Raw genomic sequence first — 14,211 nt, 5'->3', positions numbered from 1 at the left:
CTAACCTGCGTGGACAGAACAGCTAGGCGGCGGCCCGACTCGTCTGGTGCCGGATCGCGGGCTGCGTCGAGACCAGAACCGTGCCGTCGACGACCCTGGCCGGGAAGACGGACAGTCCGTACGCCTCGTCGTCGATCCCCCGTCCGTCGTCCAGGGCGTACGCCTGCTTGCCGATGGGGGAGATGGCCACGGGGACGCCCCCACGGTCGCCGACGAGACCGCGGCTCATCACGGCGGCCCGGGCGATCGGGTCGATGTTGCACAGGGCGTGGACGCTCCCGTCATCCAGGAGGTAGACGGCGATCTGTCGGCCGTCCGGCAGCAGGGCGGCGACGCCCCGACCCGGGATGAGCCGATCGAGGGAGCAGACCACGATCTCGGTCGGGGAGAGGGTGGCGGTCATGATGGTGTCCTTTCTGGGTGTGCGGCTTCGGTGGTCAGGCCCGTGCGGGCATCGCGGGGGAGCCGAGGAGAACGGGGACCTTACGGCCGTCCTGCTCCTCGAACTCGACGGTGGGGTCCGGGGACTCGGGGGCGTTGACGAAGGACACGAAGCGCGCGAGCTTGTCCGGGTCGTCCAGGACGGCGGACCATTCGTCCACGTAACCCGCCACATGCGCTTCCATACGGCCCTCGAGCTCCGCCGCCAGGCCGAGCGAGTCGTTGCACACGACCTCGCGGAGATGGTCGATCCCTCCGTCCATCGACTCGAGCCAGGGCGCCATCCGCTGCAGTCGCTCGGCCGTCCGGACGTAGAACATCACCGTTCGGTCGATGTAGCGGATCAGCTCCTCGTCGGTCAGGTCCCCCACGAGGAGCTGCGCGTGCCGGGGCGTCGCGCCCCCGTTACCGCCGACGTAGAGGTTCCAGCCGGTCTCCGTGGCGATCACGCCGACATCCTTGCCGCGGGCCTCCGCGCACTCTCGGGCACAGCCCGAGACCGCCATCTTGATCTTGTGGGGGGCGCGCAGCCCGCGGTAGCGGTTCTCCATCGTCACCGCCATCCCGACGGAATCCTGTTGTCCGTAACGGCACCACGAGGTGCCGACGCAGCTCTTGACGGTGCGCAACGACTTGCCGTACGCGTGCCCCGACTCCATCCCGGCGTCGACGAGCCTCTTCCAGATGACCGGCAGTTCCTCGACGCGCGCACCGAACATGTCGATGCGCTGACCTCCGGTGACCTTGACGTACAGGTCGTGGTCGCGGGCGATCTCCCCGATCACGATGAGCTGCTCCGCGGACACCTCACCCCCCGGCATACGGGGCACCACCGAGTACGTGCCGTTCTTCTGGATGTTGGCGAGGAAGTGGTCGTTGGTGTCCTGCAGGGCGGCCTGCTCGCCGTCGAGGACGTGGTCGGAACTCGTGGAGGCGAGGATCGAGGCGACGGTGGGCTTGCAGATGTCACAACCGGTCCCGTGGCCGAAACGCTCGATGAGACCGGAGAAGGTCCGGATGCCGGTGACCGTGACGATCTCGAAGAGTTCGGAGCGGGACTGTTCGAAGTGCTCGCACAGCGCGGTCGACTGCTCGACACCCTCCGCCTCGAGGATCTGCTTGAGCAGGGGGATGCACGATCCGCACGACGTGCCGGCCCGGGTGCAGGACTTGAGCTCGGCCACGTCGCAGGCGCCGCCGCAGATCGCCTCGCGCACATCGCCCTTGGTCACGGCGTTGCACGAGCAGATCTGCGCCTCGTCGGGAAGCGCCTCCACACCGACCCCGGACCCGGCGTCGGTGGACCGTGAGATGAGTGAGATCGGGTCGTCGGAGGGCAGGGCGCGGCCGACGAGTGGCTTGAGCAGCGAATACGGCCCGGAATCCCCGACGAACACACCGCCCAGGAGGGTCGTGGCGTCGTCGCTCATGACGAGTTTGGAGTAGGTTCCCGCGACGGGGTCGTTGACCACCACCTCGAGGCAGCCGGGCGTGACGCCGTGCGCGTCGCCGAAACTCGCCATGTCCACCCCGAGGAGCTTGAGCTTGGTGGACAGGTCGGCCCCGGTGAACTCACCCTCTCCGCTGAGGATCGTGGACGCGGCGACCTCGGCGGAGGTGTACCCGGGGCCGACGAGTCCGTAGCAGGTGCCGTCGATGGCGGCGCACTCGCCGATCGCGTAGATGCTCGGGTCGGAGGTCCGGCACCCGAGGTCGGTGAGGATGCCGCCCCTCTCGGCGGTGTCCAGTCCGGACAATCTCGCGAGTTCGTCCCTCGGGCGGACGCCCGCCGAGAACACCACGAACGCCGCGTCGACGACCGTGGTCACGCCCTCGGCGTCGGTCAGTCGGACGGACACGCCGTCGGCCGTCTCGGTGATCTCCGTTCCGGTGATCGCCAGGTGGATCTCGATCCCGAGATCACGGATCAGCGAGGCCAGGACATGCCCGCCGCCGGCGTCGACCTGCAGCGGCATGAGCCGGTCGTTGCGCTCCACCACGTGCGGCGTGAGCCCGAGCAGGCTCACCGCGTTGGCGGCCTCGAGCCCGAGCAGACCGCCGCCGATCACCACGCCGTGGGAGCCGGGCCCGGCGCGTTCGGCGGCCGCGCGGATCCCGTCGAGATCATCGAGGGTGCGGTAGACGTGGCACCCCGGCAGGTCATGGCCGGGTACGGGCGGGACGAACGCCCGCGACCCCGTCGCGAGGACCAGCGTGTCGTAGGCGATCCGCTCACCCGAGGTCAACTCGACCTCCCGGGCCTCGCGGTCGATTCCGGTGACCAGATGGCCTGATCGCACGGTCACCCGGGGGTCGGTCACGTGCCGGGCGTCCTCCAGGTGCAGCGACTCACGGTCCCACGCACCGACATAGGAGGACAGGCCGACGCGGTCGTACGCCGGGTCCGACTCCTCACCGATCACCGTCACGGTGAGATCGGCGGTGGCCCACCGGGATGCGAGGGTGGAGACGAACCGATGGGCGACCATTCCGTGCCCGACGACGACGATGTGCTCGGTCATGTGAGGACCTCCTTCTAGCCTGTGCCGACCAGGCTAGAAACCGCGTGTTGCCGTTCAATGGCGGCGGATCACGGTGCCGTGACGACTTGCTCACAGGCCACGCGGCACCGGGTGAGGACCCGCGGGTGTCGGGAGGAGGGCCCCGCAGGGGAGACCGGCTCAGTCCAGCGGGAGGAGGTTGGTGGGGGTCTGGGACACCTCGTCGACCCGATCGAGCTTCTGACGCAGGGACTCCCACTCACCCGCGGGGATCTCCCTCGTCAGTCGCCGGAGGACGGCGGCGTCCGGGGTGGCCCACGCGACGGGCATGGGGGAGATGAACTGATACAGGTTGTCGGCCCCGCGGGCGCTGCGGTTGCCCACCACCGCGACGCAGGGGACCCGCTCGCCCACACGGGCGTCGTGACCCGGGATCTTCTCGCAACTGCGGACCGCCAGGGCGGGCAGCGTGCCGGCGGACCGGTCGACGGCGCGGTCGACCAGGGCCAGCAGCGTCACTCCGCGCGGCCGGACCTCGGCGACGATCGCCGGAACCAGCTCCGAGGTGGCGTAGGTGTGCGCCATCGACCCCATCTTGCGGGGGATGTACCAGATCATCGCCAGGCACCCGATCGCGAATACCCCGGCCACGGTGGCGACGATCCACCCCCACGCGGCCAGCTCGGAGTACAGGAGCATCCCGGCCCCGGCGGCGAGGACGACCACGCCGAGGACGCCCGCCGACCACTGCAGGCGACGCACCTCGGCCAGGCTCTCGTTGTTCTTGCGGACCCAGGCCTCGTCGACGGGGAAGTCGGCGAGGCGGTACTGCTCGTGCGGCGTGCGGGAGGTGCGGTCTGAGGCCATGGGACCAGTATCCCAGGCGTCGCGGGGCCGGCGCGGCGACCAGGGTGCTCCGGGTGCCCTCAGCCGACCTCGGGCAGGTCCGGGCCGAGCAGGTCGTCGGCGTCGACGATCCGGTACGCGTATCCCTGTTCCGCGAGGAAGCGCTGGCGGTGGGCCGCGTACTCGGCGTCGAGGGTGTCCCGGGAGACCACCGAGTAGAAGTGGGCCTGCCCCCCGTCCTGCTTGGGACGGAGGAGTCGTCCGAGCCGCTGCGCCTCCTCCTGACGGGAGCCGAAGGTCCCGGAGACCTGGACCGCCACGCTCGCCTCGGGCAGGTCGATGGAGAAGTTCGCGACCTTGGACACCACGAGGGTGGAGATCTCCCCGGAGCGGAAGGCGTCGAACAGTGCCTCCCGCTCCCTGGTGGGCGTGGAACCCTGGATGACCGGCGCGTCGAGTTCGCCCCCGAGCTGCTCCAACTGGTCGAGGTAGGCGCCGATCACCAGGGTCGGCGCGCCCGAGTGCCGGGCGAGGATGCTCTTGACCACCGAGGTCTTGGTCCGCGCGGTCGAGCACAATTTGTACTTGTCCTCCGCCTCGGCGGTGGCGTACATCATGCGTTCGTTCTCGGTGAGCGTCACGCGCACCTCCACACAGTCGGCCGGCGCGATCCACCCCTGTGCCTCGATGTCCTTCCAGGGGGCGTCGTATCGCTTGGGGCCGATGAGGGAGAACACGTCCCCTTCCCGTCCGTCCTCGCGCACCAGGGTGGCGGTGAGCCCGAGTCGGCGACGCGACTGCAGGTCCGCGGTCATCCGGAAGACCGGTGCCGGGAGCAGGTGCACCTCGTCATAGATCATCAGCCCCCAGTCGCGGGAATCGAACAGTTCGAGCGCCCGGTGCACGCCCTTGGTCTTGCGGGTGACGACCTGGTAGGTGGCGATGGTGACCGGGCGGATCTCCTTACGCTCGCCCGAGTACTCGCCGATCTCGTCCTCCGTGAGCGTGGTGCGGGCCAGTAGTTCGCGCTTCCACTGTCGGCCGGCGACGGTGTTGGTCACGAGGATGAGCGTCGTGGCCTTGGCGCGGGCCATCGCCGCGGCACCGACCATGGTCTTGCCGGCGCCGCAGGGCAGCACGACGACGCCGGACCCCCCGGCCCAGAAGGAGTCCGCCGCCATCTGCTGGTAGTCACGCAGCTCCCAGGGCTCGGACTCGGTGGACAGGGCGATCTCGTGCGCCTCTCCGTCGACGTACCCGGCCAGGTCCTCGGCCGGCCACCCGATCTTGAGCAGCTCCTGCTTGAGGCGGCCGCGCTCGGAGGGGTGGACGATCACGGTGTCCGCGTCGATCTCGGCGCCGAGCATCGGGGCGATCTTCTTGTGCCGTCTGACCTCGGCGAGCACGGCGGCGTCCAGCGAGATCAACGTCAGGCCGTGGACCGGGCTCTTGACCAGCTGGAGACGGCCGTAGCGGGCCATCGTGTCCGCGATGTCGACCAGCAGCGGCTGGGGGACGGGGAAACGGGAGTAGGTGACCAGCACGTCGACGACCTGCTCGGCGTCGTGACCGGCGGCCCGCGCGTTCCACAGCGCGAGCGGCGTGATCCGGTAGGTGTGCACGTGCTCGGGCGCGCGCTCGAGTTCTGCGAACGGTGCCAGGGCCTGCCGGGCGTCGCCCGCCCGGTCGTGGTCGATCTCCAGCAGCACGGTTTTGTCCGACTGGACGATCAGCGGTCCACCACTCACGTCTGTTCTCCTCGGTTGTCGCGGGCCCGACCGGGCCCGACCCTCCAGTGTCCCGGAATCCGGCTCAGCGTGTCGGGTCGACGTCCGAGACGGAGATCACGCGGTGCAACGGCAGGCTCACGGCCTCGGCGGAGTCGGGCTCGACCCCCTCGATCCGTCCCCCTGCGACGGAGACCGGGACGACGAGCCGGGAGGTCGAACGCCCCTGTGCGTCGACCACCGAGACCGTCACCGCGGTGCCCGACCCGGCGGCCTCGTGCAGGCGGGCGATGGCGGCCTCACCGGAGTACCCGCCCCCCGAGGGGCCACGGGCCGCGCGCACGCGGTCGGCCGAGCGCATCGCCGCGATCGCCGTACGGAGCTCCGAGGGGGTGGCCACCCGCGTCGGGACGCGGGGAGCCCGACCGGGGGAGGCGGCGCGGATGCGGGCCACCGGACGGGTGAGGGCGACGACGGCCCCGGACGTGTCCTCGACGACCGGGGCGAATCCGTGCTCTCGGAGCGCCTCGACGAGGTCCAACGGACGGGCCTGGGAGATGAGGACGGTCGGGGCGACCGAGCGCAATGCGCACCTCTCCACCACGGGCGAGCCAAGGACCTGCGCCACCAGCGACGGGTCGTCACATCGCAGGAACGACAGCGCGGCGCCCGCCCGGAGCCGGCCGTGCCTGCGCGCCACGTCCTCGATGAGGTAGTCCAGAGACTGCGGGACCGGGGTGACCGAGGTCCGTGCGAGCAGTTCCCTGATCCCGGCGGCGGTCCGTCCCGAGTCCAGCGCCCGACGCAGAGACGTCTCGGTCACCCGGTAGGTGGTGGCGGCCCCCGCGGACTCGACGTCGGCGAGGAGGTCGAAGTCCGCCGCGAGATCCGGTACGAGTGGCCCGGGGGCGAGGATGGTGAGGTCGGCCTGGACGATCACCTCCGAGACGGGCTCGGGGAGTGCCGCGGTAAGGATGGGCTCGAGGTCGTCGAGCGAGGGGGCCGCGGCGGCGGGGGGACCGGAGACCAGGAGCCTGGCCGCGCGGGTGGCGGTCGTCCCCACCACGAGCCCGAGCCGCCTCGCCTCCGCGATGATCTCCGTGCAGGGCCGTGACCCGGCCCGCGAGAACCACATCGGTGAGAACCAGCGCACCACCTCCGGCACCAGGTCGTCACCCGGTGCGGCCCCGGGCTCGAGCCCGGCCAGGGCGCGCACAACCCGGTCGCGCTCGCCCGCCGCGGGTGGGCCCACCGGATCGCCGAGGGCGGGGACCGTGCCGCCGCCCTCGACCTCGGAACCGACCCGCCACGGCGCGCGCGGCATCGACCACCAGGCCAGGACGAGGTCCGCCCAGCGCCGCGCGCGGTCGCGAGCCGACCACACGTCCGCGGCCTCGGTCGGTGCCCACACCGAGTCGAACCCGGTCTCACCGATATCGGTGTCGCCGACGGCGATCAGGCCCGCGGCGGCGAGGACCTCGAGCAGAAGGGGGAGTTCTGCTTCGCCCACCCGGGCGGCCCGGGCGATCCGGCGGAGTTCCCGGACACCCACCCCGCCGGCCTTGAGGGTGGCGGCCGGGTGGAGGGACAGCGTCGCGATGAGCGCATCGCAGCGGTGGAGGAGGTCGAGGGCGGCCACGCCCCCGGATGCGTCGATGCCGTCGGCGGACGACGTCCCGGCCGTCGACCCGGTACCCGCGGAATTCCGTTTCCCTGTCCCCGGCTCCGACCAGGGCAGGTCGAGGAGAGACGAGCCGCTCGCGCGGGCTCCGTGTCTGGCCCGGTCCAGGGCATGGGCGCGGGGTACGACCACCTCGCCGTCGGCGGTACCGGTGGTCGAGGCCAGGCCGGCGTAGACCAGCTCCGCGGCCGCTGCCCGGACCGTCTCCGACGCGGCGGGCCCGAGGGAACCCGCGGGCGTGCGGCCGCGGGCGACCGCTGTGAGGACCCCCAGCGCCCGTTCGGACAGACCGTTCCACGCGGCGTCGAGCCGGGTCCCGACGGGCTCCCCGGGACGAGGGGCCGTCACCGGCGCGGCGTCGATCGCCGCGGCGGTGACGGGGACGATCCGGGCGTGGGCGGGGTCGCCCCACAGCAGCGCGAGCTCACGGAGGGTGTCCACGGCCGCGCGGAATGCCGCGGCGTCGTGGTCAGCGCCGAGACGCTCCGCGAGCGCACCGATCGGCACCGGGCCGGAGTCGGCACCGAGCGCGGCGGCCGTGGACAGCACGAGCAGTTGCGGCCAGGTGAGGGTGCCGAGCGCGCGGGCGGTCGACGCGGGCAACCGCAGCCGGGAGGCGAGAACGCTCAGCGACGCCGGGGGAGGGGTGGCCACGTCCGCACGTCTCTCGCACAGCCGCACCAGTGTCTCGTCGGTCAGTCCGGCCAGCCAGGTGGGGAAATCGGGTTCCCCGCTGGCGGGGTGCCGGGTCGTGGTGCGGGAGGTCGACATATCCGCACCAGCCTAGTGAGATGTGGCCGTCTGCGGGAACCGGTGGCGGTGGTGTACGACCCAGGTGCTGACGGATCGGGCTCGAGGTGAGATGATGTCCACGTGGCTGCCAAGAAACTGACCTACGACAACCCGGGATGGCCCGACGCCTCGTTCGGCGAGCACCCGGTGACCGAACTGGCTGCGCTCGTGGCGGGGGGGTTGTCCCCCTTCGGGCAGGAGATCTTCCCGTTGCCGCAGGAGCGCCTGAACTATGTCCATCCGGAGACGGTGGTCAACAGGACCCTGCCGTCCCGCTGACCCGCCCACCGGTGTCGAACGTCGGCGTGACGGCGTCGGCATAGACGACAGAACGGCCCGCCAGCCCCTTGAGAGGGGGTGGCGGGCCGTTCTCGTGGGCGGTCCGACCCGGATCAGTTCGCCAGGTAGGTGGCGAAGAAGTCGTCCACAGCGGCCTGGTTGTCGGCGTAGGCGGCGTCGATGAGGTCCTTGTTGGCCTGGTAGCCATCGGTGATCGGCAGCGCGAGACCGCGGCCTTCGGCGAACGCGGTGAGGGTCGCGACGTGATCGGCGGCGGTGATCGCCACGGGAGCGGCGGGCGCAGCCGGGGCCGGGGCGGGCGCCGGGTTGGACAGGTCGCGCGGCGTCGGCGCGGAGTTCAGGCCCAGCTTGGCCGAGCAGGCGGGCCACGCTCCCCAACCCTGACCCGCGAGGGTCTTCTCGGCGATGGCGATCTGCTGTTCGCGGGTCGCCTGGTTGGCGGTCGGCGCGTACTGCGTGCCGCCGTAGGCCGCCCAGGTGCTCGGCGAGAACTGCAGTCCGCCGTGGTAGCCGTTGCCGGTGTTGATCGCCCAGTTGCCGCCGGCCTCACACTGGGCGAGACGATCCCAGTCGGAGTCCGGGGCCGCGTTGGCGGCCGGGGCGAGGGCGAGCCCGGCGGCGGAGAAAGCGGTGCCCGCGAGGACGACCTTCACCGCCGTCCTGGGTGCGAAGGCGGGGGCGGCAGCGCGGTGGCGTCCGGTGTACGAGGTCATATACGCGTCAGTCCTTTTCACTCTGTGCCTACGGGGTGAGCTGTCGGGTTCGGACGAGTGCGCCCGGCCGCACATGGCGGCTTGACCCCAAGGCGATCTGTGGTCGCCGGCCCGGGAAGGGCCCTGATCGGGTCCCCCGTCCCCGCCCGGTAACGGTCAATGTCGCATCGGCCGCAGGGCGGGGTTCGGTGGTGCGTCCGATGCCAACTCGCTGACGAGTCTGACTCGAACAGTAGCGGGTTGATGCCGGATCGTCACCATTCTGAGATAAAACCAGGTCACGCAGAAGGGTGGCTATCAGTGTTATCCGCTCGTTACCTGGAGATTCGCGGAAGTGTGGGTTCCGTCACGCCCTCGGGGGCCGCGAGCCGAGGATGGCGTACAGCAGACCCATGAGGAACCCGACCGGGGTGAACACCATCGCGCCGACATAGAGGAACGTGGGTGCGTCCCGGTCCAGGACGAACGGGGTGAGTGCGGCGAAGATCGTGAACACCACTCCGACGGCGAAGACGGCCAGGGCGGCGACGAACAGACCGCGGCGTCGGGGGCGGACCGGGGCGGGCTCCACCGCGTGGGGGGTCCAGGGGTCGGGGTCGTCGGCCGGGGGTCGGGCATCTGAGGTCACACCGGGCAGGCTACCGGCCCGGTGGGGGCACCGAACCACCACCTCGGCGAGGGTAGGCTCGGGTGCGTCGTGGTGATCGTCGGTCGCACCTGTGCGCGATCGTGTGGAGAGGTGGTTCGCGGTGCCCAGTGGCAGGGTCAAGTGGTACGACGCGGAGAAGGGTTTCGGCTTCCTGTCCCATGAGGGCGGGGAGGACGTCTACGTCCGGTCCGACGCCCTTCCTGACGGCGTGGACACGCTCCGGCCCCGCCAGCGGGTGGAGTTCGACATGGTCTCCGGTCGGCGTGGCCCTCAGGCGCTCCGGGTGGTCGTTCACGAGGAGCCCACCGTCGCGCAGGACCGAGCGCACCGGGGTGGCCCACGGCACTCCCCGGATGAGCTCCACGGGATGGTCGAGGACATGATCAAGGTGCTCGAGTCGACCGTCCAGCCCGAGTTGCGGCGGGGCCACCGTCCTGACCACAAGGTGTCGAGCCGCGTGGCGTCGGTTCTCCGCGCGGTCGCCCGGGAACTGGACGCATAACCGGCAAGGTCAGTCCGCGTAGTCGAACCCGACCGACCACTCACCGCTGAGGATCGTCTCCGAGCCGTCCGCGGCGTAGACGAGCGCGACCGCCCGGAGCGCCAACCCCTCGATTCGTCCCTCGTCGGGCAGGGAGACAGGAACGAGCAGTTCGCCGGGTCCGTCGGGCTCGACGGTGTATTCGCGGAACCCGTCCGCGCGGACCTCGTAGACGTCGAGTGTGGCGCGGCGAAGCTCGACCGGGAGCCGGATCGTGAGCGTGTGCTCACCCGAGATGGTGAACCGGCCCACCGGATTGGCGTAGCTCGTGCCGTCGAGGTCCGTGGCCGCGAACGGAGGAACCTCGACGTGATCGCGGTCGGTCGCGACGGTGATAGACGGCACCGACCCGTGGCGAGAGGCCGAGCCCTGCCACGCCCCCACGATGGCGGCGATCATGATGATCACCCATGCCAGGATCGCCCACGTGACTGGACGAACGCGGGGGCCGGAGGCGGGGGCAACGCTGCGGAAGCTCACTCCTCCATTCTGCCGAGCAGGCGTGCGCCGAACGCACGGGGGTCACGTGGCGCTCCGGGGAACCGGGGTCGGTTGCCGCCGAGCCCCGGTACGAGCGTGGATCCGCGCCCGGTCAGGAGGGACTGCGCGAACAACAGGGAGCCCACGATCGCGATCACGCCGAAGCCCACGGTGAAATCAGGCGGTAGGAGGACCCCCAGCGCACCGCCCGCGACCCACGCCAGCTGCAGAGCCGTCTCGGACCGGCCGAACGCCGACGACCGCGCGGAATCCGGGATGTCCGTCTGGATCGACGCGTCGAGCGCCACCTTGCCGAGCGCGCTGCTCACCGCCGCGACGAGTGCGAGTGGGGTCGCGGCCCAGATGTTGCCGAGGACCGCCGCCACCACCGCCGCCGACAACGCGGCGCCCGCCGCCGTCGTGGTGATCCTGCCCGGTCGGCCCAGGGGGAGACGGGCGCCCACGGCATTCCCCACGAAGGTGCCGAGTCCTCCCGCCGCACCGGCGATCGCGAGCATCCCGGCCTGTTCCACCGCGGTGGCGTTCTCCTGGGCCTTGGCCACGAACGCGAGGAACAGGGTGAGGAAGCCGGTCATGAACCGGACCATTGACACGGCCCAGAGGTTGGCCAGGACCTGACGGCCCAGCGGCCGGGTGAGAACGGCCTTGAGCCCGCTGACGAGCGGGCGGCCCCGGTCCACGCGCAGGGTCGCCGACTCCTCGTCGAGCGAGGCCTCGGCGTGTGCGGGGATGGTCATCGCGATGTACGCCGTCACCAGCGCCACCGCGGCGAGCAGCCACAGGGCCGCGTCGGAGCCCCACACCCACGACACGGCACCGGCGAGGGCCCCTGCGATCAACGACCCGCCCACGTGGCCGAGCACCGTCAGCCGGGAGTTCGTCCGGACCAGGTCGAGCGCCGGCGGCAGGACGTGCGGGGTGATCGACGCCTTGACCACGCCGAAGGTCTTGGACAGCACGAGCATCCCCAGCGCGAGGGGATACAGCAGCCAGGAGTCGAAGTTGAGCGCGAGGATCACCGCGAGCACCGCCCGCAGGGTGAAGGTCAACGACACCGTGAGGCGCCGCCCGCTCCGCAGCCGGTCGAGGGCCGGTCCGATCACTGGGGCGATCAGCGCGAACGGGGCGACCGTGACGAGGAGGTACAGGGCCACGTTGCTCCGCGACTCGGCGGTGGCGGCGGAGAAGAACAACGTGTTGGCCAGGGCGACGGCGAGGATCGCGTCGCACGCGAAGTTGGCGACGGTGACGTAACTCAGCTGCGACAGGCCCGATCTGTCGGCCCCGTCGGCGTGGAAGACCCGCCGGACGCCCCGGCCGACGGTGGCCGCGGCTCGACGGGTCGGCCCGGGGGAGCGGTCAGCCAATGAGGCGCACCTCGTACATCGTCGGCCACAACTTCCCTGTGAGCAGCACGTTCTCCGAACCGGGGAGCGCGGCGATCCCGTTGAGAACCGCCTCCCGGCTGGCCGGCCGGGGTCGCTCGAGCGCCGAGGCGTCGTAGATGGCGGTGACCGCGCCGGTGGCGGGGTCGATGCGGATGACCTCGTCCGTCATCCAGACGTTGGCGAGGACGGTGCCGTCCGCGCACTCGAGTTCGTTGATCCGGACCACGGGTGTGCCCCCCGAGGTCACCGAGACCGTGCCGGTGGGCTCGAAGGTGACGGGGTCGCGGAAGGTCAGCTGGTCGGAGCCGTTGCTCATGATCAGCCGTTCGCCGTCGTGACACAGGCCCCAGCCCTCGCCCACGTACGGCACCTCGGAGCGCACCTCGAGGGTCCGGGGGTCCCGGTTGTGGGCGATCCCGTTGGTCCAGGTCAGGGTCCAGAGGGTGTCCGGGGTGACGGCCAGGCCCTCGCCGAACTCGTCGTCCGCCATCCGCACGGAGACGGTGGGCGGGCCGCCGGCGAGCGGGCGGCGCTGCACCTGCGAGCGGGTGAACTCACCCGTCGACTCGTAGATCTCGTCGCCCACCACCTGCAGACCCTGGGTGAACAACTCAGGATCGTGCGGCAGGGTCCGGACGACCTCGACCGAACCCCGTACGGGCCGGGGCTCGGCCGGGCCCACCGGCACCTGTCCGCCGGCCGCGTCGCCGGACCCGGAACCGGAGCCGGTGGGCATGCTCGACGACGCGAGGGAGGCGCCGGGGGACGTGGCGCTCCCGGCGAAGTCGGAACCCGTCGAGGTGCACGCCGCGACGGCACCGACGAGGGAGAGTGAGACGGCGAGAGGGCCGAGGGTGCCGAGGACGTTACGCATGGCTCAAGAATGCCGTACTCCGGGCCGAACCGCGACGTCGTGGTGATGACGCGCATAATGGGTCGCGTGAACACCGAGGTAGACACGGATCAGGAGGCGGACCCCGTGAGCACCGATCAGGCCTCGGGCTTCGACGAGGCCCTGCGCGAGCGACTGGCCTCGGGCGTCGACGTGGCGCGTTCCGCCGTGGAGGAGTTCGCGACAGACGGAGTGGGAGAGCATCTGGGGAGCGTCGTCGAGGCGCCGTTCACCACGACGCACCGGTTCGCGTCCGACCTCGCCGGTTACCGGGGGTGGTACTGGGCCTGCGTGTTGGCGTTGGTTCCCGGCGGTGAGGTGACGGTCGACGAGATCTCCCTCCTGCCCGGTCCCGGTTCCGTCGTGGCCCCGGAATGGGTGCCCTGGGAGAAGAGGATCCGGCCGGGCGATCTGGGTGCGGGCGATCTCCTGCCCCCTGCCGAGGACGACGAGCGGCTGGTCCCCGGGCAGCTCCTCACGGGCGACGACGAGCTCGACGAGGTCGCCGGCCCCGTGGGTCTCGGACGCCCCCGGCACCTGAGTCGCGAGGGCCGGTCGGCCGCCGCCGCCCGATGGGCCGCCGCACGTGGGCCGGACTCCGAGATCGCCCGCGGGGCCAAGCACCACTGCGGGTCCTGTGGCTTCCTGCTCCCGATCTCCGGTTCGCTGGGGGCGATGTTCGGGGTGTGCGCCAACGAGTACTCCGCCGACGGGCAGGTGGTTCATCTCCAGTACGGATGCGGCGCCCACAGCGAGGTGCAGGTGGCCACCGAGTCCACGGCGCCCGCGACCGAGGCGTATGACGACGCCGCCGTGGACGTGGTGGTTCTTCCCCAGCAGCTGGCGGCCTCCGCCGCCCGGGCGCGCGGGGCGGCCGAGGCGCAGGACCAGGCGGGAGAAACGGGTCGGGCGACCACTCCCGACCAGGTCTGACCCCGTAGACGCCCCGGGTGGGGTCGGCTCAGGTGTGGTCGAAGTCGAGACCGACCTGTGCCCCAGCGCTGCCGCGCAGGACCGCGCGCCGCTGGAGCGCGTAGACCAGCGTGCCGATCGCACCCACACCCACGCCGACCGCGCAGAGGATGACCGCGCGCATGTCCACCTCGTCCATGAGCATCATCGCCAGGAGGGCGATCGTCCACGCGAGGGTCCCGATGAGGACGACGGGCCGCGGGTCCAGCAGGTAACCCGGGATCCGGGGCACCTGCGGCTCTGTCGGCCTCTCCGTCATGACCGCGA

The 14,211-nt window shown here is 71.3% G+C and carries 14 protein-coding genes and 1 riboswitch; of the genes, 3 read left to right on the top strand and 11 right to left on the bottom strand.

The genetic code is table 11. From position 1 onward, the window contains the following. Positions 1–22 precede the first annotated feature (22 nt). The 5 genes from nirD to H483_RS31250 all read right to left on the bottom strand — a co-directional run bounded on the left by nirD (position 23) and on the right by H483_RS31250 (position 7,967). Complete coding sequence (gene nirD, locus H483_RS31270; protein ID WP_017837262.1) at positions 23–403, bottom strand: nitrite reductase small subunit NirD; 381 nt, start codon at positions 401–403, stop codon at positions 23–25. Between the two features lie 34 nt (positions 404–437). Then, a complete protein-coding gene (gene nirB, locus H483_RS31265) occupies positions 438–2,963 on the bottom strand; it encodes a nitrite reductase large subunit NirB (protein ID WP_017837261.1) in 2,526 nt (841 codons plus the stop codon). Positions 2,964–3,122: 159 nt separating this feature from the next. Next, positions 3,123–3,809 carry a DUF3239 domain-containing protein gene (locus tag H483_RS31260; protein ID WP_017837260.1) on the bottom strand — a complete coding sequence of 229 codons (687 nt, stop codon included), beginning with the start codon at positions 3,807–3,809 and terminating at the stop codon, positions 3,123–3,125. Positions 3,810–3,868: 59 nt separating this feature from the next. Beyond that, the gene (locus H483_RS31255; protein ID WP_017837259.1) at positions 3,869–5,536 is read right to left on the bottom strand and encodes a DNA repair helicase XPB; all 1,668 of its coding nucleotides are present in this window, start codon (positions 5,534–5,536) and stop codon (positions 3,869–3,871) included. A gap of 64 nt (positions 5,537–5,600) precedes the next feature. Beyond that, complete coding sequence (locus tag H483_RS31250) at positions 5,601–7,967, bottom strand: helicase-associated domain-containing protein (RefSeq protein ID WP_017837258.1); 2,367 nt, start codon at positions 7,965–7,967, stop codon at positions 5,601–5,603. A gap of 102 nt (positions 7,968–8,069) precedes the next feature. Here H483_RS31250 and H483_RS31245 point away from each other — a divergent pair, with 102 nt between their 5' ends. Next, positions 8,070–8,267, top strand: coding sequence for a hypothetical protein (locus H483_RS31245; RefSeq protein WP_017837257.1), 198 nt, complete (start codon positions 8,070–8,072; stop codon positions 8,265–8,267). Positions 8,268–8,380: 113 nt separating this feature from the next. On the opposite strand, the gene H483_RS31240 is transcribed toward H483_RS31245, so the two are convergent. Next, positions 8,381–9,001, bottom strand: a complete 621-nt coding sequence (locus H483_RS31240) for a transglycosylase family protein (RefSeq protein WP_017837256.1) — start codon at positions 8,999–9,001, stop codon at positions 8,381–8,383. 11 nt (positions 9,002–9,012) lie between these two features. Further along, positions 9,013–9,169: riboswitch (cyclic di-AMP (ydaO/yuaA leader) on the bottom strand. Between the two features lie 178 nt (positions 9,170–9,347). Beyond that, positions 9,348–9,629: a hypothetical protein gene (locus H483_RS31235; protein ID WP_017837255.1), complete on the bottom strand. Its 282-nt coding sequence runs from the start codon at positions 9,627–9,629 to the stop codon at positions 9,348–9,350. Between the two features lie 121 nt (positions 9,630–9,750). Between H483_RS31235 and H483_RS40455 the strand changes: the two genes are divergently transcribed. Further along, complete coding sequence (locus H483_RS40455; protein ID WP_031264946.1) at positions 9,751–10,152, top strand: cold-shock protein; 402 nt, start codon at positions 9,751–9,753, stop codon at positions 10,150–10,152. A gap of 9 nt (positions 10,153–10,161) precedes the next feature. On the opposite strand, the gene H483_RS31225 is transcribed toward H483_RS40455, so the two are convergent. From H483_RS31225 to H483_RS31215, 3 genes are read right to left on the bottom strand one after another with little or no spacing between them, the layout of a single operon-like run. Next, complete coding sequence (locus H483_RS31225) at positions 10,162–10,671, bottom strand: DUF2771 family protein (RefSeq protein ID WP_031264945.1); 510 nt, start codon at positions 10,669–10,671, stop codon at positions 10,162–10,164. Further along, entirely contained in the window at positions 10,668–12,059 is a 1,392-nt protein-coding gene (locus H483_RS31220; protein ID WP_017837252.1) for an MFS transporter, read from the bottom strand. Before H483_RS31220 ends, H483_RS31225 begins: the two co-directional genes overlap by 4 nt. Then, on the bottom strand, positions 12,052–12,954 hold the full coding sequence (locus tag H483_RS31215; protein WP_017837251.1) for a glutaminyl-peptide cyclotransferase: 903 nt from the start codon (positions 12,952–12,954) through the stop codon (positions 12,052–12,054). The genes H483_RS31220 and H483_RS31215 overlap by 8 nt, the downstream gene beginning before the upstream one ends. A 57-nt stretch (positions 12,955–13,011) precedes the next feature. Here H483_RS31215 and H483_RS31210 point away from each other — a divergent pair, with 57 nt between their 5' ends. After that, on the top strand, positions 13,012–13,905 hold the full coding sequence (locus tag H483_RS31210) for a DUF3027 domain-containing protein (protein ID WP_042329897.1): 894 nt from the start codon (positions 13,012–13,014) through the stop codon (positions 13,903–13,905). 28 nt (positions 13,906–13,933) lie between these two features. On the opposite strand, the gene H483_RS31205 is transcribed toward H483_RS31210, so the two are convergent. Continuing rightward, positions 13,934–14,203, bottom strand: a complete 270-nt coding sequence (locus H483_RS31205) for a DUF2530 domain-containing protein (RefSeq protein ID WP_031264944.1) — start codon at positions 14,201–14,203, stop codon at positions 13,934–13,936. Positions 14,204–14,211: the final 8 nt, after the last annotated feature.

The organism is Dietzia sp. UCD-THP (assembly GCF_000349585.1).
In the GTDB taxonomy this organism is placed as follows: Bacteria; Actinomycetota; Actinomycetes; order Mycobacteriales; family Mycobacteriaceae; genus Dietzia; species Dietzia natronolimnaea_A.
Note: the sequence above shows the minus strand (reverse complement) of the source record. Positions and strands in the feature narration are given on the sequence as shown.